Source organism: Serratia sp. TSA_105.2 (assembly GCF_052692115.1).
On record NZ_JBQZFT010000008.1, the window covers coordinates 118,786 to 145,389 of the forward strand.

At 60.9% G+C, this 26,604-nt stretch carries 29 protein-coding genes; 21 read left to right on the plus strand and 8 right to left on the minus strand.

Annotation, left to right across the window (positions count from 1 at the left end; all coding sequences use genetic code 11):
* Positions 1–58: 58 nt before the first annotated feature.
* Together ACUTSC_RS20340 and ACUTSC_RS20345 are read left to right on the plus strand one after the other, a co-directional pair.
* The gene (locus ACUTSC_RS20340; protein ID WP_197768828.1) at positions 59–1,441 is read left to right on the plus strand and encodes an MFS transporter; all 1,383 of its coding nucleotides are present in this window, start codon (positions 59–61) and stop codon (positions 1,439–1,441) included.
* Positions 1,438–1,818 carry a DUF4440 domain-containing protein gene (locus ACUTSC_RS20345; RefSeq protein ID WP_197773826.1) on the plus strand — a complete coding sequence of 127 codons (381 nt, stop codon included), beginning with the start codon at positions 1,438–1,440 and terminating at the stop codon, positions 1,816–1,818. Before ACUTSC_RS20340 ends, ACUTSC_RS20345 begins: the two co-directional genes overlap by 4 nt.
* A gap of 195 nt (positions 1,819–2,013) precedes the next feature.
* Here ACUTSC_RS20345 and asr read toward each other — a convergent pair whose 3' ends face one another.
* Positions 2,014–2,364: an acid resistance repetitive basic protein Asr gene (gene asr / locus ACUTSC_RS20350; protein WP_197768830.1), complete on the minus strand. Its 351-nt coding sequence runs from the start codon at positions 2,362–2,364 to the stop codon at positions 2,014–2,016.
* A 229-nt stretch (positions 2,365–2,593) separates the two neighbouring features.
* Here asr and ACUTSC_RS20355 point away from each other — a divergent pair, with 229 nt between their 5' ends.
* Positions 2,594–2,902 carry a DUF883 family protein gene (locus ACUTSC_RS20355; RefSeq protein ID WP_004928950.1) on the plus strand — a complete coding sequence of 103 codons (309 nt, stop codon included), beginning with the start codon at positions 2,594–2,596 and terminating at the stop codon, positions 2,900–2,902.
* A 61-nt stretch (positions 2,903–2,963) separates the two neighbouring features.
* On the opposite strand, the gene pdxR is transcribed toward ACUTSC_RS20355, so the two are convergent.
* Positions 2,964–4,397, minus strand: coding sequence for a MocR-like pyridoxine biosynthesis transcription factor PdxR (pdxR, locus tag ACUTSC_RS20360; RefSeq protein WP_445653525.1), 1,434 nt, complete (start codon positions 4,395–4,397; stop codon positions 2,964–2,966).
* Between the two features lie 95 nt (positions 4,398–4,492).
* Here pdxR and ACUTSC_RS20365 point away from each other — a divergent pair, with 95 nt between their 5' ends.
* The 5 genes from ACUTSC_RS20365 to nrdF all read left to right on the plus strand — a co-directional run bounded on the left by ACUTSC_RS20365 (position 4,493) and on the right by nrdF (position 8,947).
* Positions 4,493–4,924: a carboxymuconolactone decarboxylase family protein gene (locus ACUTSC_RS20365; protein WP_130018113.1), complete on the plus strand. Its 432-nt coding sequence runs from the start codon at positions 4,493–4,495 to the stop codon at positions 4,922–4,924.
* A 272-nt stretch (positions 4,925–5,196) separates the two neighbouring features.
* On the plus strand, positions 5,197–5,427 hold the full coding sequence (gene nrdH, locus ACUTSC_RS20370; RefSeq protein WP_443002938.1) for a glutaredoxin-like protein NrdH: 231 nt from the start codon (positions 5,197–5,199) through the stop codon (positions 5,425–5,427).
* Positions 5,428–5,436: 9 nt separating this feature from the next.
* Positions 5,437–5,841 carry a class Ib ribonucleoside-diphosphate reductase assembly flavoprotein NrdI gene (gene nrdI, locus ACUTSC_RS20375; RefSeq protein WP_004928930.1) on the plus strand — a complete coding sequence of 135 codons (405 nt, stop codon included), beginning with the start codon at positions 5,437–5,439 and terminating at the stop codon, positions 5,839–5,841.
* Positions 5,823–7,967: a class 1b ribonucleoside-diphosphate reductase subunit alpha gene (gene nrdE / locus ACUTSC_RS20380; protein ID WP_197768833.1), complete on the plus strand. Its 2,145-nt coding sequence runs from the start codon at positions 5,823–5,825 to the stop codon at positions 7,965–7,967. Before nrdI ends, nrdE begins: the two co-directional genes overlap by 19 nt.
* An 8-nt stretch (positions 7,968–7,975) precedes the next feature.
* Positions 7,976–8,947 (plus strand): class 1b ribonucleoside-diphosphate reductase subunit beta, encoded by a 972-nt coding sequence (gene nrdF, locus ACUTSC_RS20385; RefSeq protein WP_025303987.1) that lies wholly within the window; start codon positions 7,976–7,978, stop codon positions 8,945–8,947.
* Between the two features lie 62 nt (positions 8,948–9,009).
* Here the strand turns inward: nrdF and ACUTSC_RS20390 are convergent, their stop codons facing one another.
* The gene (locus tag ACUTSC_RS20390) at positions 9,010–9,213 is read right to left on the minus strand and encodes a DUF1289 domain-containing protein (protein ID WP_197773829.1); all 204 of its coding nucleotides are present in this window, start codon (positions 9,211–9,213) and stop codon (positions 9,010–9,012) included.
* 64 nt (positions 9,214–9,277) lie between these two features.
* Entirely contained in the window at positions 9,278–10,018 is a 741-nt protein-coding gene (locus ACUTSC_RS20395; protein WP_197773830.1) for an SDR family oxidoreductase, read from the minus strand.
* A 105-nt stretch (positions 10,019–10,123) separates the two neighbouring features.
* Between ACUTSC_RS20395 and ACUTSC_RS20400 the strand changes: the two genes are divergently transcribed.
* Positions 10,124–11,017, plus strand: coding sequence for a LysR substrate-binding domain-containing protein (locus ACUTSC_RS20400; protein ID WP_197768836.1), 894 nt, complete (start codon positions 10,124–10,126; stop codon positions 11,015–11,017).
* A gap of 12 nt (positions 11,018–11,029) precedes the next feature.
* On the opposite strand, the gene ACUTSC_RS20405 is transcribed toward ACUTSC_RS20400, so the two are convergent.
* Positions 11,030–11,974, minus strand: coding sequence for an MBL fold metallo-hydrolase (locus ACUTSC_RS20405; protein ID WP_197768837.1), 945 nt, complete (start codon positions 11,972–11,974; stop codon positions 11,030–11,032).
* Positions 11,975–12,180: 206 nt separating this feature from the next.
* On the opposite strand from ACUTSC_RS20405, the gene ACUTSC_RS20410 reads away from it, so the two are divergent.
* Positions 12,181–12,375 carry a patatin-like phospholipase family protein gene (locus ACUTSC_RS20410; RefSeq protein WP_445653526.1) on the plus strand — a complete coding sequence of 65 codons (195 nt, stop codon included), beginning with the start codon at positions 12,181–12,183 and terminating at the stop codon, positions 12,373–12,375.
* Positions 12,365–13,135, plus strand: a complete 771-nt coding sequence (locus ACUTSC_RS20415) for a patatin-like phospholipase family protein (RefSeq protein ID WP_445653527.1) — start codon at positions 12,365–12,367, stop codon at positions 13,133–13,135. Before ACUTSC_RS20410 ends, ACUTSC_RS20415 begins: the two co-directional genes overlap by 11 nt.
* 97 nt (positions 13,136–13,232) lie before the next feature.
* On the opposite strand, the gene ACUTSC_RS20420 is transcribed toward ACUTSC_RS20415, so the two are convergent.
* Positions 13,233–14,588 (minus strand): 2-hydroxycarboxylate transporter family protein, encoded by a 1,356-nt coding sequence (locus ACUTSC_RS20420; protein WP_033635692.1) that lies wholly within the window; start codon positions 14,586–14,588, stop codon positions 13,233–13,235.
* 326 nt (positions 14,589–14,914) lie between these two features.
* Here ACUTSC_RS20420 and ACUTSC_RS20425 point away from each other — a divergent pair, with 326 nt between their 5' ends.
* Together ACUTSC_RS20425 and ACUTSC_RS20430 are read left to right on the plus strand one after the other, a co-directional pair.
* Entirely contained in the window at positions 14,915–16,507 is a 1,593-nt protein-coding gene (locus tag ACUTSC_RS20425; protein WP_130018108.1) for an ATP-binding protein, read from the plus strand.
* 32 nt (positions 16,508–16,539) lie between these two features.
* Positions 16,540–17,226 carry a response regulator gene (locus ACUTSC_RS20430; RefSeq protein ID WP_033635694.1) on the plus strand — a complete coding sequence of 229 codons (687 nt, stop codon included), beginning with the start codon at positions 16,540–16,542 and terminating at the stop codon, positions 17,224–17,226.
* Positions 17,227–17,242: 16 nt separating this feature from the next.
* Here the strand turns inward: ACUTSC_RS20430 and ACUTSC_RS20435 are convergent, their stop codons facing one another.
* Positions 17,243–17,506, minus strand: coding sequence for a hypothetical protein (locus tag ACUTSC_RS20435; protein ID WP_197768840.1), 264 nt, complete (start codon positions 17,504–17,506; stop codon positions 17,243–17,245).
* Positions 17,507–17,632: 126 nt separating this feature from the next.
* Between ACUTSC_RS20435 and proV the strand changes: the two genes are divergently transcribed.
* The 3 genes from proV to proX all read left to right on the plus strand — a co-directional run bounded on the left by proV (position 17,633) and on the right by proX (position 21,005).
* Positions 17,633–18,835 carry a glycine betaine/L-proline ABC transporter ATP-binding protein ProV gene (gene proV, locus ACUTSC_RS20440; RefSeq protein ID WP_063990638.1) on the plus strand — a complete coding sequence of 401 codons (1,203 nt, stop codon included), beginning with the start codon at positions 17,633–17,635 and terminating at the stop codon, positions 18,833–18,835.
* Entirely contained in the window at positions 18,828–19,934 is a 1,107-nt protein-coding gene (proW, locus tag ACUTSC_RS20445) for a glycine betaine/L-proline ABC transporter permease ProW (protein ID WP_443002935.1), read from the plus strand. The genes proV and proW overlap by 8 nt, the downstream gene beginning before the upstream one ends.
* A gap of 69 nt (positions 19,935–20,003) precedes the next feature.
* Entirely contained in the window at positions 20,004–21,005 is a 1,002-nt protein-coding gene (proX, locus tag ACUTSC_RS20450) for a glycine betaine/L-proline ABC transporter substrate-binding protein ProX (protein ID WP_033635697.1), read from the plus strand.
* A gap of 30 nt (positions 21,006–21,035) precedes the next feature.
* On the opposite strand, the gene ACUTSC_RS20455 is transcribed toward proX, so the two are convergent.
* Complete coding sequence (locus tag ACUTSC_RS20455) at positions 21,036–21,914, minus strand: LysR family transcriptional regulator (RefSeq protein ID WP_038872847.1); 879 nt, start codon at positions 21,912–21,914, stop codon at positions 21,036–21,038.
* A 105-nt stretch (positions 21,915–22,019) separates the two neighbouring features.
* Between ACUTSC_RS20455 and ACUTSC_RS20460 the strand changes: the two genes are divergently transcribed.
* The 5 genes from ACUTSC_RS20460 to ACUTSC_RS20480 all read left to right on the plus strand — a co-directional run bounded on the left by ACUTSC_RS20460 (position 22,020) and on the right by ACUTSC_RS20480 (position 26,585).
* On the plus strand, positions 22,020–23,219 hold the full coding sequence (locus ACUTSC_RS20460; RefSeq protein WP_060441098.1) for an MFS transporter: 1,200 nt from the start codon (positions 22,020–22,022) through the stop codon (positions 23,217–23,219).
* 121 nt (positions 23,220–23,340) lie between these two features.
* Positions 23,341–24,087: an AzlC family ABC transporter permease gene (locus ACUTSC_RS20465; RefSeq protein ID WP_197773832.1), complete on the plus strand. Its 747-nt coding sequence runs from the start codon at positions 23,341–23,343 to the stop codon at positions 24,085–24,087.
* The gene (gene ygaH, locus ACUTSC_RS20470; RefSeq protein ID WP_445653528.1) at positions 24,077–24,424 is read left to right on the plus strand and encodes an L-valine transporter subunit YgaH; all 348 of its coding nucleotides are present in this window, start codon (positions 24,077–24,079) and stop codon (positions 24,422–24,424) included. Before ACUTSC_RS20465 ends, ygaH begins: the two co-directional genes overlap by 11 nt.
* Before the next feature lie 162 nt (positions 24,425–24,586).
* The gene (mprA, locus tag ACUTSC_RS20475; RefSeq protein WP_025160249.1) at positions 24,587–25,105 is read left to right on the plus strand and encodes a transcriptional repressor MprA; all 519 of its coding nucleotides are present in this window, start codon (positions 24,587–24,589) and stop codon (positions 25,103–25,105) included.
* A gap of 28 nt (positions 25,106–25,133) precedes the next feature.
* Entirely contained in the window at positions 25,134–26,585 is a 1,452-nt protein-coding gene (locus tag ACUTSC_RS20480) for an efflux transporter outer membrane subunit (RefSeq protein ID WP_033649765.1), read from the plus strand.
* Positions 26,586–26,604 lie beyond the last annotated feature (19 nt).

Genomic DNA, 26,604 nt, shown 5'->3' on the forward strand with positions numbered 1-26,604 from the left:
CGCCGATTTATCCGCACTTTTCCCCCCGATACACTGCTCGCCTTCAACCGGAGGCACCATGTCTTATCGCAGCAAAGTGGCAATCGTCTATCTGCTCGGCTTTTTCGTCGATCTGATCAATATGTTTATCGCCAACGTCGCCTACCCCGCCATCGGCCAGGCGATGCGGGCATCGGTCAGCCAACTGGCGTGGGTCAGCAACGGCTATATTCTCGGCCTGACGCTGGTGATCCCGCTCAGCGCCTGGCTGGCGCAGCGCATCGGCGGGCGGCGGGTGTTCCTGCTGTCGCTGGCGCTGTTCATGCTGGCCACCCTCGGCGCGGGCAACGCCGACAGCATCGGCGCGCTGATCGGCTGGCGCACCCTGCAGGGCATGGGCGGCGGCTTGCTGATCCCCATCGGCCAAACGCTGACCTACCAGCTGTACCGCAGCCATGAACGCGCCGGGCTGTCGGCGGCCATCATGCTGGTGGGGCTGCTGGCGCCGGCGCTGTCACCGGCGCTGGGCGGCTGGCTCGTCGATCGGCTGGACTGGCGCTGGGTGTTTTTCGCTAACCTGCCGCTGGCGGCCCTGGCCCTGGCGCTGGCGGCGCTGTGGCTGCGCGCGGAAACGTCGACGGCGGCGCGTAAACCGCTCGACGGCAAAGGGCTGCTGAGCGCCTGCGCGGCGTTGACGCTGCTACTGCTCGGCCTGACCCGGCTGAGCGAGGCCGGTCATCAGGCTTCCGGCGCGGCGCTGCTGGCCGCCGGCCTGCTGGTGCTGGCGTACTATCTGCGCCATAGCCTGCACACCCCGCAGCCGCTGCTGAACCTGCGGCTGGTCGGCGATCCACTGCTGCGCAACGCCATGGCGGTTTATTTGTGCATTCCCGGCCTGTTCATCGGCGTCAGCCTGGTGGCGATGCTGTATCTGCAAAACCAGCTGGGGATGCCCGCCGCACAGGTCGGGGGCCTGATGCTGCCCTGGGCGCTGGCGTCGTTCCTGGCCATCACGCTGACCGGCAAAACCTTTAACCGCCTCGGCCCGCGGCCGCTGCTGATTACCGGCTGCCTGTTGCAAGGTGCCGGCATGCTGACGCTGGCGCAGATCGATCAGGCCGGGCAGCACGCGTTGCAGATCGCCGCCTTCGCCCTGATGGGGTTTGGCGGCAGCCTGTGCAGCAGCACCGCGCAGAGCAGCGCGTTCCTGCAGATCCCCGACGCTCAGCTGGCGGACGCCAGTGCGCTGTGGAACATCAACCGCCAACTCAGTTTTTGCCTCGGCGTGGCGCTGCTCAGCCTGTTGCTGAATCTGCTGCTGACCGTGTTGCCGCCCGCAGCGGCCTACCGAACCTGCTTCATTCTGGCGGGCGCCAGCGTATTTATCCCGCTGTTGCTGTGCCTGCGCCTCGCCAACCGCGCCATCGTGCGCCAACTCAACGCTCAACAGGATGCTTTATGAACCCGTACTTTACCGAAGTGATCGACGCCCACATCGCCATTGAACGCTGGCTGGGCAAAGGGGCCGGAGAAGAGCAGGCGCTGCTGGCGCGCTTTACGCCGGATTTCAGCATGATCGCGCTGAACGGCGCTCCGCTGGATTTCGCCGCGCTGTGCGCCTTTTTCCGCGCGCATCGCGCCGCCAAACCGGGATTGGAAATCGTGATAGAAGAGATGAAGCTGGTGGCCGAATGGCCGACGGGCGCGGTAGTCAGCTACCGGGAAAAACAGAGCCTGCCGGGGCAAAGCGCCACGCTGCGCTATTCCACGGTGGTCTTTGAACGCCTGCCCGACGCGCTCGGCTGGCGGCATTTGCACGAAACCGCCGCGGCGCAATAATTACAAAAAGCTGCCGGCCAAAAACAGTTCCCAACCGACGATCATCCCGCACAGGGTTACCGCACTGAAAATGACTTCAAACAGATAGCGATTGATCATCGTTCGTCGCCTCAAAAGAAGACACCCGGAAGAACCGGGTGTCTGGAGTACGGGCTGGAGAGTGCGGAACCTTCCGGTTCCGCAAACATCACTTAATTAAGCTTTTTTACCGGCTTTTTTGTGGTGTTTTTTAGCGGCCTGAGCTTTCTGCACTGGCGCTTTTTTGTGGTGTTTTTTAGCAGCCTGGGCTTTCTGAGCTGGCGCTTTTTTGTGGTGCTTTTTAGCGGCCTGAGCTTTCTGGGCTGGCGCTTTTTTGTGGTGCTTGGCTTTCTTGTGGTGCGTTGCTTTAGCTGGCGCTTTTTCAGCAGCAGCCGCTGGCGCAGCGGTAGTGGTGGTCGCAGTTGGCGCGGTGGTGGTAGCCGGAGCAGTAGCTGCAGTATCAGCAGCGAAAGCAACAGAAGACAGACCCATAGTGGCAGCAACGATCAGCGCTAATACTTTTTTCATCTTTAAATCCTCAGAGTGTTGTTTCGGTAAGCTCCGGTGGAGCCGTTGAAACAGATACTAGTGGAATCAAACTGCCGTTTCCGTGAGTGATTGGTTTCGCCGAGTAACCAAATGTACAAAGCCCAGGCGCCGGCAAACACCTGCGTGACGGCGGTTTTTTTCCGTGATCGGCTACACAAATCTCAGCATGGTCTACACTTAAAAGACATGTGTCGAAATGGAGAGCTGAATGTTTAAGAAAGCGGAAAGAACAGAACGCGATATCGATCAGGACGTCACTCTGTTGGCCGATACGCTGGATGAAGTGTTACGCGAGTCCGGTGACAAGACCAAAGAGGAACTGAAAGAGCTGCACAGCAAGGCGAAAGGCGTGCTGCGCGACGCTCGGGCGCGGTTCAATGGCTCCACCAGTCTGACACAGCATGCGCGCGACGCGGTCGATCAAGCCGACAGCTATGTGCGTGACAAACCTTGGCAGGGCGTAGGGATCGGTGCCGCCGTCGGCATCGTGCTCGGCGTGCTGCTGGCCCGGCGTTAACACCCCTGTAGTCATAAAGATAAAACAGATGTGCGTCTGGCCCGCGGAAATCGCGGGCCGTTTAATTTAGGCGTTTGAACAGCTGCGCCAGCCCCTGCACCGCCCGCTCCGTCTCCTCTCGCCGGGTGAAATTGGCGAACCCCAACAGTAACCCTTGCCCCGCCGGATGGTCGATTCGCCAGTCCGACAACGCCTGCACCGCCAGCCCCTGCTGCCAGGCTTGCGCCGCCAACGGCGCATCCGCCACGCCGTCACGCAGCCGGGCCAACAGCTGAATACCGCCCTGTTGCGGCACCGTCGTCAGCCACGCCCCCAGCTGCCGTTCCAGCGCCTGCGTCAGCCACTCGCGCCGCTGACGGTACAGCGGCCGCATGCGTTTCAGGTGGCGGTAGAAATGCCCTTGCCGGATAAAATCCGCCACGCCGGCCTGCAGCAGCGGCGGGCACCCGCAGCCGCGCAGCCGACTGCTGCGCGCGAATGTCTCCGTCAGACCGACGGGCACCACCAGATAAGCCATGCGCAGCGCCGGGAACAGCGTTTTGCTGAAGGTGCCGGCGTACAGCACCCGCCCCTGAACATCGAGGCTTTTCAGCGGCGGCAGTGGCCGCCCGTGATAGCGAAACTCGCTGTCGTAGTCATCCTCGAGGATCCAGGCCCCGCGCTGCTGTGCCCAGTCGAGCAGCGCCATGCGCCGCGCCAGGCTGAGCGAGACGCCGAGCGGGCTTTGATGGGTCGGCGTCACCACCGCCAGCCGCGCCTCAGGCGCCGTCAGCATACTGGCGGCCACGTCCATGCCTTGTTCATCCACCGGTACGGCGACCGGCCTGACGCCGGCGGCCCGCAGCAGCGGGCGCGTAACCGGATAGCCGGGATCTTCGATCCATACCGCGTCGCCGGCGTGCAACAGCGTCTCCACCACCCAGTCCAACAGCGCCGGATAACCGGCACAGAGGAAAACCTGCTCCGGCCGGCAGCTGATGCCGCGCGACAAATGGAGATAATGGGCGATCGCCTCACGCAGCTCAGGCAGGCCGCCGGCCGGCGGCAGCGCCAGGGAAGCCGCCGTGGAGCCGCGCAGCTGGCGGGCGACAATGCGCTGCCACAGCGCCCGTGGAAACGCATCCAGCGCCGGTAGCCCCAGTTGGAAAGGCTGCAGCATGCCCTGTGGCTGCAGCGGATCGGGCGCCATCGCCGCCAGCGGTGGCGCAGCGGATACCGCGCCCGGCGGCATGTGCGGCAGCTGCGGCGAGACATAGGTGCCCGCCTGCCCGCGACTCTGCAAAAAACCTTCGGCGATAAGTTGCGCGTAGGCGCTTTCCACCGTGGCGCGCGCCACGCCCAGATCGCTCGCCAACCCGCGCACTGAGGGCAACCGGCTGCCCGCCGCCAGGCTGCCCTGGGTAATGGCGTCTTTAATCCGCTGGTAAATCTGCCGGTACAGTGGCTCGGCGAGCCGGCTGTCCAGCCGCAGCGAGGTCAGGAAAGATGGCATCATGGCCCGGTTAAATAATCATTTTATGGCCCTATAGCATAGACCATAAGGCCGCTAAAGTAGCGCCATGATTTCGTTACTACCGATTGAGGTTGACCATGATTAAGCAACGTTTGAACTATGCCGAGCTGGCGCCCGCCCCGTATAAAAATATGGTGAGCGCGCTGATGGCGCTGGAGAAAGGCGCCCTGGACAAGGCGACCATCGAGTTGATGTTTATGCGCGTTTCGCAGATCAACGGCTGCGCCTACTGCCTGGATATGCACGGCAAAGCGCTGCGCGAAAGCGGCTTCAGCCATGCCAAGCTGGATACGCTGGCGGGCTGGCGCGTCAGCCATGAATTCAGCGAGCGCGAACGCGCCGCGCTGGAATGGGCCGAGTCGGTGACGCTGATCGCCGCCACCGGCGCGCCAGACAGCGCTTTCGAGGCGCTGAAGGCGCACTTCAGCGACGTCGAGATCGCCGATCTGACCTTCGCCATCAGCATCATGAACGCCTTCAACCGGCTGGCTGTCAGCATGCGCCAGTAATACGCTCGCCTCCCCCTCTTGACTGAGAGGGGGAATTCCACACCCGCAAAAATTTTTTCCCTCGCCTTTTCCAGCCCCGACGCGGCCTGCGCCCCCAACCTTACAAAACACCATATATAGCGTGGTTGATAAAACAAATATCAACATATAGTATTTTATGGGTCAGCCGCAGGGAATGTCGTTCGGTTGATAACGCCGTCAGAAACGCCAGGAACGATGCTCCGTTATCTGACTTGTCCGCCTTTCCTTCAGCCTAAAGGTAAATGCGAATCATGAGCATTATTATTTACAGTAAGCCGGACTGTGTCCAGTGCAACGCCACCTATCGCGCATTTGATAAACAGGGGATTGATTATCAGGTGATCGATCTCACCCAGGATCAGCAGGCGCTGAACCACGTTAAATCCTTAGGTTATCAGCAAGTTCCGGTAATTATCGCCGGTGAGGATCACTGGTCCGGTTTCCGGCCGGACAAGATCGGCGCGCTGGCGCTCACCTGCTGAGGCCCGCCGATGAATCCGCTGGTCTATTTCTCCAGCAGCTCGGAGAACACCCATCGGTTCGTTGAGAAACTGGGCCTGCCGGCGATCCGCATTCCGATCGCCGGCGCCCGCAGCAAGCTGCTGATGGAGCAACCCTATATCTTGATCGTGCCCAGCTATGGCGGCGGCAGCGCCGTCGGCGCGGTACCGATCCAGGTGATCCGCTTTCTCAACGTTCCGCAAAACCGTTCATACCTGCGCGGCGTCATCGCCGCCGGGAACACCAACTTCGGCGCAGCGTACGGCATCGCCGGCGACATCATCGCCAAAAAATGCCAGGTGCCTTTTTTGTACCGCTTCGAGCTGCTCGGCACGACGCAAGACGTTGAAAACGTTAGACAGGGAGTAACCGCATTTTGGCAACGACAGAATTGACCAGGCCCGAGACGGGCGCGCTGGATTACCATTCGCTCAACGCGATGCTCAATCTTTACGATGCGGAAGGCCGGATCCAGTTCGATAAAGATCGGCTGGCGGCGCGGCACTACTTCCTGCAGCACGTCAACCAAAACACCGTGTTCTTCCATAACCTGGAGGAAAAGCTGCGCTATCTGGTGGAGGAAGGCTACTACGAGCCGCAGGTGCTGGCGCAGTACGAATTCCCGTTTATCAAGCAGCTGTTCCAGCAGGCCTATGCCAAAAAATTCCGCTTCGAGACCTTCCTCGGCGCCTTTAAGTATTACACCAGCTATACGCTCAAAACCTTCGACGGCAAACGCTATCTGGAGCGCTACGAAGATCGGGTATGCATGGTGGCGCTGACGCTGGCGGCGGGCGACACCGTGCTGGCGCAGGATCTGGTGGAGGAGATGATTTCGGGCCGCTTCCAGCCGGCCACGCCGACTTTCCTCAACTGCGGCAAACGCCAGCGCGGTGAACTGGTCTCCTGCTTCCTGCTGCGCATCGAAGACAATATGGAATCGATCGGCCGGGCGGTGAACTCCGCGCTGCAGCTGTCGAAACGCGGCGGCGGCGTGGCCTTCCTGCTGAGCAATATTCGCGAGGTGGGCGCGCCGATCAAGCGCATCGAGAACCAGTCCTCCGGCGTCATTCCGATCATGAAAATGCTCGAAGACGCCTTCTCCTACGCCAACCAGCTCGGCGCGCGCCAGGGGGCCGGCGCGGTGTATCTCAACGCCCACCACCCGGACATTCTGCGTTTCCTCGACACCAAGCGGGAAAACGCCGACGAGAAGATCCGCATCAAAACGCTGTCGCTGGGGGTGGTGATCCCGGATATCACCTTCGAGCTGGCGAAGAACAACGAAGAGATGTACCTGTTTTCGCCCTACGACGTCGAACGGGTGTACGGCGTGCCGTTTTCGGAGATTGCCGTTAGCGAGAAATATCGCGAGATGGTGGACGACAAGCGCATCCGCAAATCGCGCATCAACGCGCGCGAGTTCTTCCAGGTGCTGGCGGAGATCCAGTTCGAATCCGGCTACCCGTACGTGATGTTCGAGGACACGGTCAACCGGGAAAATCCGATCGCCGGGCGCATCAACATGAGCAACCTGTGTTCGGAGATCCTGCAGGTCAACCGCGCCAGCACGTATCACGAGGATCTGAGCTACGATCGCATCGGCAAGGATATCTCCTGCAATCTCGGCTCGCTGAACATCGCCAAAACCATGGACGCGCCGGACTTCGGCAAGGCGATTGAGACCGCGATCCGCGCGCTGACCGCGGTGGCCGACATGAGCGATATCCGCTCGGTGCCGTCGATCGCCGAGGGCAACCGCAGCGCCCGCGCCATCGGCCTGGGCCAGATGAACCTGCACGGTTACCTGGCGCGCGAGCGCATTTTCTACGGCTCGGAAGAAGGCATCGACTTCACCAACCTCTATTTCTATACCGTGGCCTATCACGCCATTCGCGCCTCGAACCGGCTGGCGATCGAGCGCGGCGGCGCCTTCGACGGTTTTGAACACTCCCGCTATGCCAGCGGCGAGTACTTCGACAAGTACACCGAACGCGACTGGCTGCCGCAGACCGAGCGGGTGCGCGAGCTGTTCGCCGCCGCCGGCATCGCCATTCCGGGCCGCGACGAGTGGCGCGCGCTGCGCCAGTCGGTGATGATGCACGGGCTGTACAATCAGAACCTGCAGGCGGTGCCGCCGACCGGTTCCATCTCGTACATCAACAACGCCACCTCCAGCATCCATCCGATCGTCTCGCGCATCGAGATCCGCAAGGAAGGCAAGATCGGCCGCGTTTACTATCCGGCGCCCTACATGACCAACGACAACCTGGCGTATTACCAGGATGCCTACGAGATTGGCCCGGAAAAGATCATCGATACCTACGCCGCCGCGACGCAACACGTCGATCAGGGGCTGTCGCTGACGCTGTTCTTCCGCGATACCGCCACCACCCGCGACATCAACCGCGCGCAGATCTACGCCTGGCGCAAAGGCATCAAGACTATCTACTACATCCGCCTGCGCCAGATGGCGCTGGAAGGCACCGAGGTGCAGGGCTGCGTGTCCTGCGCGCTGTGAGGCAACTTATGACGACCCTAACATCGGCGCCGCTGGTGCGCGCCATCAACTGGAACATCATCGAAGACGACAAGGATCTGGAGGTGTGGAACCGCCTGACCTCCAACTTCTGGCTGCCGGAGAAGGTGCCGCTGTCGAACGATATCCCCTCCTGGGCCACGCTGACGCCAAAGGAGCAGCAGCTGACCATTCGGGTGTTTACCGGGCTGACGCTGCTGGACACCATCCAGAACACCGTCGGCGCGCCGGCCTTGATCGCCGATGCGCTGACGCCGCACGAAGAGGCGGTGTACTCCAACATCAGCTTTATGGAGGCGGTGCACGCCCGTTCGTACAGCTCAATCTTCTCCACCCTGTGCCAAACGCCGGACGTGGACGACGCCTATCGCTGGAGCGAGGAAAACCGCGCGCTGCAGAAGAAAGCCGGCATCATTCTCGCGCACTACCGCAGCGACGATCCGCTGCTGAAAAAGGTCGCCAGCGTGTTCCTCGAGTCGTTCCTGTTCTATTCGGGCTTTTATCTGCCGATGTACTGGTCGAGCCGCGCCAAGCTGACCAACACCGCCGATCTGATCCGCCTGATCATCCGTGATGAGGCGGTGCACGGCTACTACATCGGCTATAAGTTCCAGAAAGGGCTGGAAAAAGTGGACGCCGCACGGCGCCAGCAGGTGAAAAACTTTGCCTTCGATCTGATGCAGGATTTGTACGACAACGAGGTGCGTTACACCGAGGAGCTATACGACGGCGTCGGCTGGACGGAAGACGTGAAAACCTTCCTGCACTACAACGCCAACAAGGCGCTGATGAATCTGGGGTATGAGGCGCTGTTCCCACCGGCGATGGCGGAGGTCAACCCGGCGATCCTGTCGGCATTGTCGCCGAACGCCGATGAAAACCACGACTTCTTCTCCGGCTCCGGTTCGTCTTACGTTATCGGCAAGGCGGTCAACACCGAGGATGAGGACTGGGATTTCTGAGGGCTGGCTGGCCGTATCAGGAAAAGGCTTTCGCGGGAGTGCGACGTGTCGTGCTCCCGCGACTATGTGTTTTGCTTGAAGGCCGCACGCAGCTCAAGCCGCCGCCAAATAGCGCGTTTCTCCGCGTCGCCGGCGGTCGGCCAGGCAGCGATCTCCCCCCGCGTGCGCCGGCATCCCCGGCACTGCTGGGTTTCGTCGTCGATGCGGCACAGGCTGACGCAGGGCGATCTCACGCCGTGCTGGAATTGCTGATTGTCGCCCGCCATAAACCGCCCTTGATGTGATGTGTGAAGCCACAGGATACCCGATCCGGCGGCGGCGCGTCGTCAATCAGATGATGCCGCCGTTGGCGCGCAGGGTTTGGCCGTTAATCCAGCCGCCGTCGGCCCCGGCGAGGAAGGCCACCGCCGCAGCGATATCGTCCGGCGTGCCCAGCCGCTCCAGCGGCGCCATCTTCGCCAGCCGCTCGATCAGCTCCGGCGTTTTGCCATCGAGGAACAGCCCGGTGGCGGTCGGCCCCGGCGCGACGGCGTTCACCGTGATATTGCGGCCGCGCAGCTCTTTTGCCAGCACGCTGGTCAACGCTTCTATCGCCGCCTTACTGGCGGCGTACATGCCGTACCCCGGCTGCAGCAGCCCGACTACGCTGGAGGAGAAGTTGATGATACGCCCGTTATCCCGCAGGCGTTTCGCCGCTTCACGCATCGTGTTGAAGCTGCCTTTCAGATTGATGTCGATCAGGCGATCCGCGTCTTCATCGCGCATGTCCGCCACCGGCGCCAGCGCGATCACCCCGGCGTTGTTGATCAGCACGTCGACGCCGCCAAACGCCTGTTCGGCGCTGTCGAACAATCGGGAAACCGCACCCGCATCGCTGACGTCGGCTTTGGCGCCGAGCGCGCGGCCGCCCGCCAGTTCTATCTTGCGCACCAGCTCATCGGCCGGCGCCGGGTTGCCTGAATAGTTAATGATGACGGTAAAACCGTCGGCGGCCAGACGCTCGGCGATGGCGGCGCCGATGCCGCGCGATGCGCCGGTGACGATGGCGACGCGTTGAGTAGCGTGATTCATGAATATCTCCTCATCGGGTTAATGTACCGTCATCATGCACCTTTCGCTGTGTCGAATAATCCCCTATTCTTCGACATCACAATCCGAAATAAGCGAACAATCATCATGGACAGGATCGATGCCATGCGCCTGTTCACCCGCGTGGTGGAACAGCGTAGCTTTACCCAGGCGGCGCAGGATCTTAACCTGCCGCGCTCCACCGTGACCGACGCCATCAAACAGCTCGAAGCCCGGCTGCAAGTCAGGCTGCTGCAGCGCACCACCCGCCACGTCAGCCCGACGCTGGACGGCGAAGCCTACTATCAGCGCTGTCTGAGCATTCTGGCGGACATCGAAGAGGCGGAGATGGCGTTCGCCGGCGCCAAACCGCGCGGGCTGCTGCGCATCGAGGTGCACGGCACGCTGGCGCGCCATTTTCTGTTGCCCGATTTGCCTGATTTCTTGGCGCAATACCCGGATATCGAACTCTCTATGAGCGAAGGCGATCGGCTGGTGGACGCGCTGCGGGAAGGCATCGACTGCGTGGTGCGCGTCGGCAAACTGCGGGACAGCGACATGGTGGCGCGCCGCCTGGGCGAGCTGGAAGAGGTGACCTGTGCCGCCCCGGCCTACCTGCAGCGCTTCGGCACGCCGCAAAGCCTGGACGATCTGCGCCATCACCGCATGGTGGGCTTTCGCTCTTCGGCGACCGGCGCGCTGATGCCGCTGGCGTTCACGGTGGCGGAGCAAGCGCAGCAAATCACGCTGCCGGCAACGGTGTCGGTCAACGCGGCGGAGAGCCTGGTAGCTGCCGCCCGCGCCGGGTTGGGCATCATTCAGGTGCCGCGCTATCACCTGCGCGGCGATCTGGCCGACGGCAGCCTGTTGCCGCTGCTGCCGCATTGGCCTTCTCCACCGATGCCGGTCTCGCTGCTTTATCCGCGCAACCGCCAGCTGTCGCCGCGGGTGCGCGTGTTTCTCGATTGGTTCAGCCGGGTGTTCGCCGAGCGGAACCGGTAGCGACCGAGTGCGTTACAGCGCGCCGTAATTCAGCGGCACCCAGCCGTACCCTTCACCCTGGCGGTTCAGGTAGCCCAATCCCGGGAACGACAGGTGCGCGCCGCCCACCAGCTCGCTCTGCCGCGCGCTGTCGCCGAACACCCGCAGTCGCTGAGCGACCGCCGCCTTGGCGTCGCTGTCAAAGCTGATAGCCACCTTCGGATGCGGCATCTGTACCGCCGCCACGTGGATCAGATCCCCCAGCAACAGCAGCTTTTTGCCCTGGCTCGTCACCTGATACACGCTGTGCCCCGGCGTATGGCCGTGAGCGGCAAAGGCGGCGATGCCCGGCGAAAGCTCGCCGTCACCGCTGAACGGCTTAAAGTGGCCAACCGCCTGGTACGGCTTGATCGCCGCCATGGCCTTTTCGAAATTGCCTTTGTTCTGCGCATTGGCCTGTTTCAGTTTGTCCGCGCTCAGCCAGAAGTCCGCGTCCTGACTGGCGGCACGCACCACCGCATTGGGGAATACCGCCTTGCCGTCGTACGTCAGGCCGCCGAGGTGATCCGGGTGCATGTGGGTCAGGTAGATCTCATCCACCTGCTCCGGCTGGTAGCCCGCCGCGCGCAGGTTATCCACCAGTTTGCCCAGGCCGTCGCCCAGCAGCTGGCCGGCGCCGCTGTCGATCATCACCAGCTTGTCGCCGGTATTGATCAGATAGGCATTGACCGAGGTGACCACCGGCAGGCTTTGATGCCGCTCGGCCAACCCGGCGGCGATCTGCTGCGGCGTGGTGTTCAGCAACAGCTTGTCCGCCGGCAGGCGAATGACGCCGTCGGACAACGCGGTCACTTCAAAGCTGCCCAGCATGATGCGGTAAAATCCCGGCGTCGGGGTTTTGGCCTGCGGCGCGGCGGCCCCGGCCTGTAATGACATAACGGCCAGCGCCGCGCCCAGCAGACAACGTTTCCAGAACATGATGACTCCTTGCGAGAATTGAACAGCGCTAAGTATTGACGCAAAAAGCCCGATGCGCCTGTTTAATAAATGCCCCTGATAAATATATAAAGAATATATTTATTATGAATAGTTTTGTTTGCCGACTCACACAACCCCAATCCATATTTTCTCGCTCGCCACTTGGTTATTTTCCTTACTCCCTAAACCAAGAGTGAGGAAATATCATGAACTATCAATTCGAAAATCTGGTCTTTGAAGGCGGCGGCGTAAAAGGCATCGCCTATGGCGGCGCGCTGGAATTGCTGGAAGCCAAAGGCATCATGCCGCAGATCAAGCAAACCTCCGGCGCCTCGGCGGGCGCCATCGCCGCGCTGCTGGTCGGCGGACGTCACCAAAATTCTGTCGGCGATGGATTTTAAAAAATTCCTCGATTATAACGGCGGCTTTTTCGGTACGCTCCAGGACGCCTATCGCCTGTTCAATCAATACGGCATCGCGCCAGGCGATTATTTCTATCAATGGTCGCGCGATATTATCAAGCAATATACCGGCAAGCCGGATATTACCTTCGAGCAGTTCGAAGCGATGAAAGCGGCGAAAGGGTTCAAGTCGATTTACTTTATCGGCGCCAACCTCAACAGCGGCCAGCGCGAGATCTATTCGCATCGCACTACGCCGCGCATGAAAGTGGCGGACGGCCTGCGCATTTCGATGTCGTTCCCGTTCGCCTTCGTGGCGAAGAACAATACCCTGGGTGACCTGTGCATCGACGGCGGCATGATCGACAACTACCCGGTGCGGCTGTTCGACTATGACTTTTCCGCCACGCCACCTTATATCGACAGTTCCAGCCAGCGCATCAACACCCGCACCCTGGGCCTTCGCCTGGACTCCGCCGGCGAAATCGCCCAGGCCGCCGGGCAGGCCGGCCCGCGCACGCCGGTCAACAACCTGTTTGATTTCACCCTGGCGGTGGCCAACGTGATGCTGGACATCCAAACCAAGGTGCACCTGGACAGCGACGACTGGAAACGCACCGTGTATGTCGACACGCTTGACGTCGGCACGCTGGAGTTCGGCATCAGCGAGGAGAAGAAACGCGCGCTGATCGAATCCGGCCGCCGCGGCGTAGAGCGCTACTTCGCCTGGTATGATGCCGCCATGAAACAGGCGGCGTAACCGGTATTATCCCTGCCCGCGCGTACGGCCGCGCGCGGGCAAAAAAAATCCCCGCGGGGGCGGGGAAAGGCAAAGTAACGCTAAGGATTTCTAGGAGTTATACGAAGAACTTGGCCAACACCAGCAGCGACAGCGAGACGTTGATAGCGCCCCCGATACGCGTGGCGATCTGGGCGAACGGCATCAGCGACATGCGGTTGCCGGCGGTGAGGATCGCGACGTCGCCGGTACCGCCCTGCCCACTCTGGCAGCAGGAGACGATCGCCACGTCGATAGGGTGCATGCCGATTTTCTTGCCGACGAAGAAACCGGTCGCCACCAGCGCGCTGACGGTCGTGACGATCACGATCAGGTTCTGTACGGTGAACGCGTCCACCAGCTCCTGCCACGGCGTGATGGCCACGCCGACCGCGAACAGGATGGGGTAGGTCACGGCGGTGCGGAAGAATTTGTACACCACCTGCGAGCCTTCCTGAATGCGCGGCGACACCCCGTGCGCCAGCTTCACCGCCACGGCGGCGAACAGCATGCCCACCGGCGCCGGCAGGCCGATCAGGCGGTGCAGCAGCATGCCCACCATATACAGCAGGATGGCCAGCAGCGCGCCACAGGCGATGGTGCTGACGTCCACCTTGCCGCTGATTTTTTCCACCGCGTTCATGTCGCTGTCGCCCTGCTTGCTCGGCATCAGGCTGCCTTCGCCGGTCAGGTGCGGATAACGCTTGCCCAGTTGGTTGAGCAGGCCGGCGATGACGATGGCGGTCAGGCTGCCGAGCATCACGATCGGCAGAATGCGCCCCAACGCCACGCCCTGCTCCATGTGCAGGATCGCCGCATAGCCCATCGACAGCGGGATCGCCCCTTCACCCACGCCGCCGGCCATGATCGGCAGGATCAGGAAGAAGAAGATCTGGAACGGCTCCAGGCCCAGCGCCATGCCGACGCCCATCCCCACCAACATGCCGACGATCTCGCCGCACAGCATCGGAATGAAGATGCGCAGGAAGCCCTGGATCAGCACCTGGCGGTTCATGCTCATGATGCTGCCGACGATGATGCAGCAGATGTAGAGATAAAGAATGTTGGTCGATTTGTAGAACTTGGTGGTCGACTCCACCACCACGTCCGGCAGCAGACCGTAGTGCACCAGCGCGGAAGGAATGAAGGTGGCGCAGATCGCCGCCGCGCCCATTTTGCCGATCAGCGGCAGGCGTTTGCCGAATTCGCCGCAGGCGAAACCGAAGAACGCCAGGGTAGCCACCATCACCACGATATCGCTCGGCAGTTTGCCTTCCAGGCAGTCGAGCAGAATCAATACGCCGGCCAGAATAAAGAACGGTAACGGAATAATCCCTACTTTATAATTGTCCAGTATCCGCCACCATTTCTCACGCAGAGGAATATCGGCGGCCTTGTCTTTGGCTACGAGGTAAGAATCATCTGTTGTGCTCATAATCTGGCCTCTTATTAGTTTGTTCAGCCATCATAGAGAAGCGCACGGATTATCTGCTGTGATTATGTTCAAAGTTAAAAAGGGTTTTTAATGGTGGTTATGGTTTCTATGGGGTTAATTAAGATTATGTAAAAACCGGCGTGGTTTTAATGGTGTTAATACCGCTTTTATTTTAAAGCTTATCAACTTTATCGCAGACGAACAATTCTCGTCCGGTTCACTCTAATCTCGTGTGAGGGATCACAAGTTGATCGGGCGCAATATTACAGACCCCGCTTCTCGTGATAGGGTAAGGCTTCAAGATCTCTTTACGGTGAAGCTCCGCCATGCGGCTCAAACTCTCATTTCAAATCAAGCTGTTTCTTTGCCTGGTGGCCTTCTCCTGCCTGCTGCTGACCTGTATCGGTGCCTATACCTATTACCAGCTGGATGCGCAGCTGCACCGCGATCTCGGCGCCCGCGCCCAGGTGCAGGCGCGGGAAATCGCCCTCATTCCTTCGCTGGTCGACGCCGTGGAAAACAACGACGCCGCCAGAATTGCCGCGCTGATGAAAAAAATCCGCGCCAGCAGCGACGCCAGTTATATCGTCATCGGCGATAATCACGCCCGCCATCTTTATCATTCCGAATATGAAGGCCGCCTGGGCACGCCGATGATCGGCGGTGATAATAAAGAGGTGCTGGAAGGAAAAAGCATTATTTCCATTCGCAAGGGCGGCATTGGCGTTTCATTACGCAGCAAGGCGCCGATCCTGGATGAAAATAATCACGTGATCGGCATCGTTTCCGTCGGCTATTTGAAATCGCATATCGATAATTTAAATGCCAGGACGTTGACGCAAATTATCGGCTCCATCGTCCTGCTGCTGATCGCCCTGTTCGTCTTTTCCTGGCTGCTGTCAAAAAACCTCAAACGCCAGATGTTCTGGCTGGAGCCGAAAGAGATCGCGCTGCTGGTACGCCAGCAAAAAGCGCTGCTGGAAGCCATCTATGAAGGGGTGATCGCCATCGATCCGCAGATGAGGATCATCACCATCAACCATGCGGCGCGCGAGCTGCTGGATCTGCACCAGCCCGCCGCCGGCTTGCTGGGCCGGCCGATCGGCGACGTGATCCAGGCGCAGCCGAACTTCTTCGCCGCCGCGCAGCTGGGCCAGGATACGCATGACGAGGTGTGCCGCTTCAACCACGTGCGGGTGATCGCCAGCCGGGTGCGCATCATGCAGGAACAGGAGCTGCAAGGCTGGGTGATCAGCTTTCGCGACAAGAACGATATCAATACCCTGAGCAGCCAGCTCAGCCAGGTGAAACGCTATGCCGACAACCTGCGCATCATGCGCCACGAGCAGCTGAACTGGACCGCCACGCTGGCCGGGCTGTTGCATATGCAGCGCTACGACGAGGCCATTCGCTATGTGGAAGCCCAGTCGGAGGGGGCGCAGGAAATCCTCGATTTCATCTCGCAGCGCTTCAGTTCGGCGGCGCTGTGCGGCCTGCTGCTGGGCAAATACTCCAGCGCCAGAGAAAAAGGCATCGAGCTGCGCTTCGATCCGGCCTGCCAGCTGCGGCAGATCCCGGCAGCGCTGAATGAGACCGAACTGATGTCGATCGTCGGTAACCTGCTGGATAATGCCGTGGAGGCGACGCTGCACTGCCCGGCCCCGCACGACGCGATCGAGCTTTATATCAGCGACGGCAGCGACGAGCTGGTGATCGAGGTGGCGGATCGCGGCACCGGCATCGCCGAGGAGATTCGTGATACGCTGTTTGAACAGGGCGTCACCACCAAAGCGGATAAAAGCGACCACGGCATCGGCCTGCATCTGGTCGCCAGCCACGTTGCGCAGGCGCACGGCAGCATAGAAGTGTCGGACAACGAGCCGCACGGCGCGATATTCTCTATATTTATCCCTAAATAAAACCCATAACCCGATTTTTTGAGCACCCGATTATGTCACACCAAGCACTGGACGTTCTGATCGTGGAAGACGAGCCGCAACTGGCGACGCTGCACGCGGAGTTCATCGAGAAAAATTTCAACCTGCGGGTGGTGGCTTACGCCGCCACGCTGGCCGAAGCGCGGGCCAAAGCCAATGCGCATCAGCCGCGGCTGATCCTGCTGGATAACTTTCTGCCGGACGGCCAGGGCATCGAGCTGATGGAAGAACCGGCGGTGAAGAACCCCGCCTGCTCGGTGATCTTCATCACCGCCGCCAGCGACATGCATACCTGCAGCCAGGCGATCCGCAACGGCGCCTTCGACTACATCATCAAGCCGGTGTCTTACAAGCGGCTGCGCAATTCGCTCGAACGCTTCATGCAGTTTGTGCAGACCCAGCGCACCTTCAAGATTATCGATCAGGACAACGTCGATGCGCTGTACAACCTGCAGTCGAAGCAGTTCTCCAGCGAGCCGAGCGCCAAAGGCATCGAAACCAATACCCTCGAGCTGGTGCAGGCGCTGTTTATCGCCCAGCCGGCGGTGGCGCATGCGGTGGAAGACGTGGTTGAGCAGGTCGGCATCAGCAAGACCACCGCCCGCCGTTATCTGGAATACTGCGTCGCCACCCAGTTCGTGCGGGTGGAGATGCTGTACGGCAATATCGGCCATCCGCGGCGACTGTATCGCAAGGCCTGAGGCTGCCATCTGGCTGTCATATTACGGCGATAACATAGCGCCCGACGATATCCCCCTCGATATCGGCACCTGTCGTTAAAACTGATGAAATACTGATGACTTTTACCCGGCCTCTGGTCGGGTTTTTTATTATCCGAACGGCAGGCGCAGAAGCGAAATATCCCATTGCTTCACGCCGCGTTATTTCCCCCAAAACCAAACCATTATGGTGAATAACGGCCATCAATTTTGAGTCACGGGCCAAATTACCATAACTAATTAAAACCTTGATGTAAACCACTAATATCCCATTTAAATGACATTGAGGGTTGTCTCAGATATTCACTGTGTTAGGGTAAAAAGCTCTTTTATTTTGCTAAGGACAGCCCATAACGCGTTAATTAAACCAGAGGAAACAGCAAATTGCATGGCAATTAAACTCGAAGTAAAGAACCTGTATAAGATATTTGGCGAACACCCGGAACGCGCATTCAAACTGCTGGATAAAGGTCTGACAAAAGATCGGCTGTTTGAAAAAACCGGCTTATCGCTCGGCGTAAAAGACGCCACTCTGGCCATTGAAGAAGGCGAGATATTTGTCATCATGGGGCTCTCCGGTTCCGGCAAGTCCACCCTGGTACGCCTTCTCAATCGTCTGATAGAACCCACTCGCGGTCAGGTGCTGATCGACGGTGAGGACATCGCCAAAATATCTGACACCGCGCTGCGCGCCGTGCGGCGAAATAAGATCAGCATGGTATTTCAGTCATTCGCGCTGATGCCGCACATGAATGTCATTAATAACACCGCCTTCGGTATGGAATTAGCCGGCATACCGCTGCAGGAGCGCCAGGAAAAAGCGCTGGATGCCCTGCGTCAGGTCGGGCTGGAGAATTATGCGCTGTCTTATCCGGATGAATTATCCGGCGGCATGCGCCAGCGCGTGGGATTAGCCCGCGCCCTGGCCAATAACCCGGATATATTATTGATGGACGAAGCCTTCTCGGCGCTCGATCCGTTAATTCGTACCGAAATGCAGGATGAGCTGGTGAAATTACAGGCCCAGCATCAGCGCACCATCGTGTTTATTTCCCACGATCTGGACGAAGCGATGCGCATCGGCGATCGCATCGCCATCATGCAGGGCGGTGAGGTGATCCAGGTCGGCACGCCGGACGAGATCCTGAACAACCCGGCCAACGACTATGTGCGCACCTTCTTCCGCGGCGTGGACATCAGTCATGTATTCAGCGCCAAGGATATCGCCCAACGGCGCCCGGTGACGCTGATCCGCAAAACCCCCGGCTTTGGCCCCCGTTCGGCGCTGCAGCTGCTGCGCGATGAGGACCGTGATTATGGTTATGTTGTTGAACGCGGAAAGAAATTTATCGGCGTAGTGTCGATAGAGTCGCTGAAAAAGGCGCTGTCCGCCAATCAAACGCTGGACGATGCCCTGCTCGAGGCCCCCGCCGCCGTGCCGGCCGACACGCCGCTCAGCGATCTGATTTCCCTGGTCGCCCAGGCGCCGTGCGCGGTGCCGGTGGTGTGCGAAGAACATAACTATCTCGGCATCATCTCCAAGGCCATGCTGCTGCAGGCGTTGGACAAGGAGGGCTCCGCCAATGAGTGATACTACGCAAACCCAAGATCCCTGGGCTACCGCACCGGCCGATACCGGCACCGCACCCGCAAACGATGCCGCTGCCAACGCCGGCGACGCCTGGTCCAGCGCACCGCCGCCGGCCACCCATGACGCTGCCGCGTCAGGCGCCGATTGGCTCAGCGGCGCCCCGGCGCAGCCGGAACACTTCAGCCTGCTCGATCCGTTCCACAAAGCCTGGGTGCCGTTCGATACCTGGGTCACGCAGGGCATCGACTGGCTGGTGCTGCACTTCCGCCCGCTGTTCCAGGGCATCCGCGTGCCGGTGGACATGATCCTGAGCGGCTTCCAGCAATTGCTGCTGGGCATGCCGGCGCCGATCGCCATTCTGGTGTTCTCGCTGCTCGCCTGGCAGGTCTCGGGCCTCGGCATGGGCGCTGCGACGCTGCTCTCCCTGGTCGCCATCGGCGCCATCGGCGCCTGGTCGCAGGCGATGGTCACGCTGGCGCTGGTGCTGACCGCGCTGTTCTTCTGCATTCTTATCGGCCTGCCGCTCGGCATCTGGCTGGCGCGCAGCAAGCACGCCGCCAAGGTGATAAGACCGCTGCTTGACGCCATGCAAACCACCCCGGCCTTCGTCTATCTGGTGCCAATCGTCATGTTGTTCGGCATCGGCAACGTGCCGGGCGTGGTGGTCACCATCATCTTCGCGCTGCCGCCGATCGTGCGCCTGACCATTCTGGGCATCAAGCAGGTGCCGGAGGATCTGATCGAGGCCGCCGAATCCTTCGGCGCCAGCCCGCGTCAGCTGCTGTTCAAGGTGCAGCTGCCGCTGGCGATGCCGACCATCATGGCCGGCGTGAACCAGACGCTGATGTTGGCGCTGTCGATGGTCGTCATTGCCTCGATGATCGCCGTCGGCGGGCTGGGGCAGATGGTGCTGCGCGGCATCGGCCGGCTGGACATGGGCCTGGCCGCCGTCGGCGGCGTCGGCATCGTGATCCTGGCGATCATTCTCGATCGCCTCACCCAATCGCTGGGGCGCGATCGCCGCAGCAAAGGCATCGGCCGCTGGTATCGCCGCGGCCCCATCGGGCTGCTGACTCGCCCGTTCATCAAGCAAGCCTGACGCTTTTCCCGCCGGCGGCTGCGGCCCCGGCGGGCTATGACACACCACATCGAAAAAAGGGGAAACACTATGCGCACTACGGGCATCTGGGCTCTCGCCCTGACGACGCTGATTGGCTCACAGAGCGTGAGCGCGGCAGATTTACCCGGTAAGGGGATCGCGGTACAGCCGGTGCAAAGCACCATTTCCGAAGAGACGTTCCAGACGCTGCTGGTCAGCAAGGCGCTGGAAAAATTGGGTTACGACGTGAAGGAACCGCGTGAAGTGGATTACAACGTCGCCTACACCTCGATCGCCTCCGGCGACGCGACCTTCATCGCGGTCAACTGGGATCCGCTGCACGCCGATCAGTACAAGGCCGCCGGCGGCGACGCCAAGTTCTACCGCGAAGGCGTCTACGTCAACGGCGCCGCGCAGGGTTATCTGATCGACAAGAAAACCGCCGAGCAATACCACATCACCAACGTCGAGCAGCTCAAGGATCCCAAGATCGCCAAGCTGTTCGACACCAACGGCGACGGCAAGGCCGATCTGACCGGCTGCACCCCGGGCTGGGGCTGCGAAGCGGTGATTAACCACCACATCAAGGCCTACGGCCTGAGCAATACCGTCGAACACAACCAGGGCAACTACGCGGCGATGATCGCCGACACCATCACCCGCTACAAAGAGGGCAAACCGGTGCTGTATTACACCTGGACGCCGTACTGGGTCAGCGATGTGATGGTGCCGGGGCGCGACGTGGTCTGGCTGCAGGTGCCGTTCTCCTCTCTGCCGGGCGAGCAGAAGAACGTCGACACCAAGCTGCCTAACGGCGCCAACTACGGCTTCCCGGTCAACACCATGCGTATCGCCGCCAACAAGCAGTGGGCCGAAGCCAATCCGGCGGCCGCCAAGCTGTTCGCCATCATGAAGCTGCCGATCGCCGACATCAACGCGCAAAACCTGCGCATGCATGAAGGCCAGGCTTCGGAAGCCGACATCCAGAACCACGTCAACGGCTGGATCAAGGCGCACCAGGCCACCTTCGACGGCTGGGTGAAAACCGCCGCCGAAGCGGCGAAGCCGTAACCGTTCAGGGGCGCCGCCTGTGCCGCGCCCCTACCCCGCCATATCGATGCCGCTGAAATGCAAAAAGCGCTCGGCGATAGTCGACATGGGCTGCGGCCAAATGCAATACACCTGGCGCCGCGGCCCGTCTTCAATCGGAATCGACACCAGCGCGCTTAAGCGTTGCGCGGTCGAGATCGGTACGATGCCCGCCGCCAGCCCGCGCCGCACCAAATTCTCCAGCCATTCGATATGATCGATTTCAAAACTGACGTGCCGACGGATGCCCGCCGCCTGAAAGGCGCGATCGGTTTGGCGCCGCGCGCCGGTGCCGCTGTAGAAATCCACCAGCGGCACTTCCGCCAGCGCCTGCAGGTTCACCCGCTCGCGGCCGGCCAACGGATGCTGCGGCGCCACCAGCGCCACCAGCGGCTCATCGGCCAACTGCCGGTGCGACATCGGCAACAGATCGGCATCGCCCGGCCAGATGCCGACGAACGCCATATCGCATTTTTGCTGGCGTACGTCCTCCAGCAGCGCTTCGCTCATGCCGACGTACAGGCGGATATTCACCGCCGGATAGTGGCGATGAAACTTGTCGAGCCTTTCGGTCAGAGCCATCACGTTTATCGTTGAAATGGTGCCGATGGTCAGGGTGCCGGACACCGCGCCGTCGGCCGCCGTCACCTCCTCCACCAGCGCCTGCTGCGCCGCCAACAGGCGCTGCGCAGGGGCCACGAAAGCCTGGCCGGCCGGGGTCAACCGCACCCGACGCGAAGTGCGTTCAAACAGCGTACAGCCCAGCTCCTCTTCCAGTTTGGCGATCTGGTGGCTCAGCGCCGACTGCACCGTATGGCAGCGCTGCGCCGCCCGGGTAAAGTTCAGCTCTTCCGCCACCGCCAGCGCATAGCGGATCTGTTTCAGGTTCATGGCATCTATCTTGAAATGAGATAAATAAAATGAAAATTATACATTGGTTTCCCGGCCTGCGTTGCCGGATACTGCGCGCCATCTTCTTTCCGTGATGAAAAAACCATGAGCCAACAAAACGCCCACCCAGGGCTCAGCCCGGCGCTGACCGTGCTGATCGCCATCGCTACCGGCCTGGCGGTCGCCAGCAACTATTACGCGCAGCCGCTGCTGGAAACCATCGCCACCGGCTTCAACCTGTCGGTCAATCAGGCCGGCTTTATCGTTACCGCCGCGCAGCTCGGTTACGCCACCGGGCTGCTGCTGCTGGTGCCGCTCGGCGATATGTTCGAGCGCCGCGGGCTGATCGTGTTTATGACGCTGCTGGCCGCCGGGGGCATGCTGATCACCGCCACCTCCGCCACCCTGCCGATGATGATCCTCGGCACCGCGCTCACCGGGCTGTTCTCGGTGGTGGCGCAGATCCTGGTGCCGCTGGCCGCCACGCTGGCCCACCCGGAAAAGCGCGGCAAGACCGTCGGCATCATCATGAGCGGCCTGCTGCTCGGCATCCTGCTGGCACGCACCGTCGCGGGCGCGCTGGCATCGTTCGGCGGCTGGCGCACCATCTACTGGGTCGCCAGCGTGCTGATGATCCTGATGGCGCTGATCCTGTGGCGCGCGCTGCCGCGCTATAAGCAACACTCCGGGCTGAACTACCCGCAGCTGCTGGCCTCGATCTTCAGCCTGTTCTGCCGCACGCCGCTGCTGCGCACCCGCGCCATCCTCGGCGCCCTGTCGTTCGCCAACTTCAGCGTGCTCTGGACCTCCATGGCCTTTCTGCTCGCCGCGCCGCCGTTCAACTATTCCGAGGGGGTGATCGGGCTGTTCGGCCTGGTGGGCGCCGCCGGGGCGCTGGCCGCTTCGCGCGCCGGGCATCTGGCGGACAAGGGCAAAGCCGGATTGACCACCACCGTCGGCCTGGTGCTGCTGCTGCTGTCCTGGATACCTATCGCGTTCGCCAAAGAATCGCTGTGGGCGCTGATCGCCGGCATCCTGATCCTCGATCTGGCGGTGCAGGCGGTACACGTCACCAACCAGAGCGTGATGTACCGCATCATGCCGGACGCGCGCAACCGCCTGACCGCCGGCTACATGACCAGCTACTTTATCGGCGGCGCCCTCGGTTCACTGCTCTCCGCCTCGGCCTATCAGCATGCCGGCTGGTACGGTGTGGCCGCCGCCGGCGGGGTGTTATGCCTGCTCAACCTGCTGACCTGGTGGCTCGGCAAGCACCACGATCCGCAGGGGCCGGCGACAATCTGATTATCGTGCAAATAGTCACTTAAGAAATTTATTAGCGGTGCAGGGTATAAACATTACTTACTCTCTGGTAATGTTCTGGGCATAAACTATTGAAGTCCTATCTACCCTGCGACCCACAACCATGCAAAGCCAAGCTGCAGACAGCCTCAATCCGCCCGCCGTCAGCGCCACCTTCGCCAACGGCGTCGTCGACAGTTTGCCGATCGTCATCGGGTATGTCCCGGTGGCGTTCGCCTTCGGCCTGAGCGCCGTCAAACTGGGCTTTTCCCCGCTGGAAAGCATTTTCTTCTCCTGCATCATCTACGCCGGCGCCAGCCAGTTCGTGATCACCGCCCTGCTGAGCGCCGGAATGTCGCTGTGGGTCTCCGCGTTGACGGTGATGGCGATGGACGTACGCCACCTGCTGTACGGCCCGGCGCTGCGTCACCGCATCGTCTCGCGCATGTCGCCCGGTAAAACGGCGATATGGGCCTTTGGCCTGACCGATGAGGTCTTCGCCGCCGCTACCGCCAAGCTGATGCGCAATAACCGCAGCTGGAGCGAAAACTGGATGTTGGGCATCGCGCTCTGCTCCTGGCTCTCCTGGGTGGCCGGCACCGCGCTCGGCGCGCTGTTCGGCAACGGCCCGCTGGAGCAGTTCCCGGTGATCGAAGCCTCGCTGGCCTTCATGCTGCCGGCGCTGTTTCTCAGTTTCCTGCTGGCCGCCTTCCGGCGCCCGCAGAGCCTGACTATCGCCGCCGCGCTGGCCGGCGCGCTGCTCGGCGTGGTGCTATTCTCCATTCCGGTCGCCATTTTGGCCGGCATCGGCGCCGGCTGCGTCGCCGCCCTGTTCCAGCCCGCCCCTGCGGAGGCCAACCATGAACACTGATGTGCTGGTGATCGGCCTGGTGGTGGGCTGCGCCAATTACCTGTTCCGTTATCTGCCACTGCGGCTGGCGCCAACGCGCGCCCAGCCCGGCCTCAAACGCGGTAAAGCCGCTCTGTTGCTCGACAGCATCGGCATTGCCTCGATCTGCGCCCTGCTGGTGGTCTCCAGCACGCCGGTCGTCATGCGCGAACCGGACAAGCTGCTGCCCACATTGGCGGGGTTCGCCGCGCTGGCGCTGTGCTTTTACCGCAGCAAAAGCATCATTCTGTCGACGCTGCTCGGCGCGACGGCCTTTGGCGTCACATTAAAGCTGTTAATGCTTTTCGGTCCGGGCTGACGCCGCTCCCGATCGTTTGGCTTCACTTTGGCGTTTTCATGCGTCACATCTTTACAAACACTGACAAATGACACGAATTGCTAAATTATCCGCACGGCTGAACATTTACATTATTAGTCACCGTCGTTACTATCTCGAACGAAATTAATGAGGCCCTAAATTATGGAAAGCTCGTTTGCCCCCATAGAACAAATGCTGAATTTCCGCGCCACCCGGCAGAAAGATTTCCCGTATCAGGAAATCCTGCTGACCCGCCTGTGCATGCACATGCAAGGCAAGCTGCTGGAAAACCGCAATAAGATGCTGAAGGCGCAGGGGATTAACGAAACACTGTTTATGGCGCTGATCACCCTGGATGCGCAGGAGAGCCACAGCATCCAACCTTCTGAGCTAAGCTCTGCCTTAGGCTCCTCGCGCACCAATGCGACCCGCATCGCCGACGAGCTGGAGAAACGCGGCTGGATCGAGCGCCGGGAAAGCGACAACGATCGCCGCTGCCTGCATCTGCATCTGACGCCGCAGGGGGAAGAATTTCTCAGTCAACTGCTGCCGCCGCAGCACCAATGTCTGCATTTCCTGTGGTCCACGCTGACCGACGATGAGCAAAAACAGCTGGAACAGCTGACGCGCAAATTGCTGGCACGTCTGGATCAAATGGAAATCACAGAACAGTTATCCTAATTCACAATTTCTGTTCAGGTACCTACTTATGCGATCCCCATTTAACTGGAGATTCACCCCGCTGTTCGCCGTGTTGCTGCTGGCCGGGTGTGCTTCGACCGATAATATTGCCCCGCAATCCACGCTGATGGATCCGCAGAGCCTGCAGTTGGCTCAGCCGAAAGTCAGTTCGCTGGCCGTCAGCCCGCAGTGGTGGCGCGCCCTCAAGGACCCGCAGTTGGATACCCTGATGACGCAGACGCTGCAAAGCTCGCCGACCCTGCGGCAGGCTGCCGCCCGCGTGCGCGAAGCGCAGAGCGTGGTGGGTGAAGCCAGCGCCGCCAACGGGCCGAATCTGGATCTGAACGCCAGCACCCAGCGCCAGCGCGTGCCGCAAAACGTCAATATGGGGTTGGGGTATCCGCATAAGCCGATCTACGAAAGCTCCAACTCGCTGGGGCTGAACCTGGCGTACGAGTTCGACTGGTGGGGCAAATACCGCAACCAGGTGAACGCCGCCAAGGCGCAGGTCAACGCCGCGCGCGCCGAGCAGGAACAGGCGGCGCTGACGCTGACCAGTTCGGTGGCGTCCGCCTACTATCAGCTGCAGAGCAATCTGGCGCTCGAGAAGCTGCTGCAGCAGGAAGTGAACAACAATGAGCGCCTGACCGCATTGCGCCAACAGCGCTATCAGGCCGGCCTGACCGGCGTCGACGTGCCGCAACAAACCCAGGCGCAGTCCGACGTCGCCAAACAGCAGATCCTGCAGCTGCAGTCGCAGATCGAGCAGCTCAGACACCAGCTCGCCGCGCTGGCCGGCCAGGGGCCGAACGCCATGCAGCACCTGCGTCAGGTGCCGTTGCCCGCAGACAACCTGATGGCGCCGCAGGGCGAGCTGACGGCGGATCTGCTGGGCAAACGCCCGGACATCGCCGCGCAACGCCAGCTGGTGGAGTCTTACAGCCAGCGCGTCAGCGCCGCGCGTAAAGAGTTTTACCCCAGCCTGACCATTTCAGCCTTCGCCGGCCTGATGACCACCAATACCAGTGGCACCAGCCCGAATCTGTTTGAAGCGGCCAGCCAGGCCTGGAACGTGATGCCGGCGATTTCGCTGCCGATTTTCCACGCCGGGGCGCTGCGCAGCAAGCTGGGCGAGGAATCCGCGCTGTATGACGAAGCGGTGGAATCCTACAACCAAACCATCCTGAATGCGGTACAGGAAACCGCCGACGCCATCACCATCCAGCAGAGCTCTGCGCAACAGCAGCTGCAGGCGGCGTCCGCGGCCCAGTCGATGCAACAGGTGTATCAGGTCGCCAACGCCCGTTACCAGGCAGGGATTATCGGGCGCGACGATCTGTTGACCAGCCAGACGCAGCTATTACAGCAGCAACAGGCGGAGTTGAATGCCAGCAGCAATTTACTGCAGGCGAAGATAGGACTGATCCGCGCGCTGGGCGGTGGCTATCAGGCCCCGGCCGCAGCGGATTCGAAAGCATAATAATATAAGGCTTGGAGAA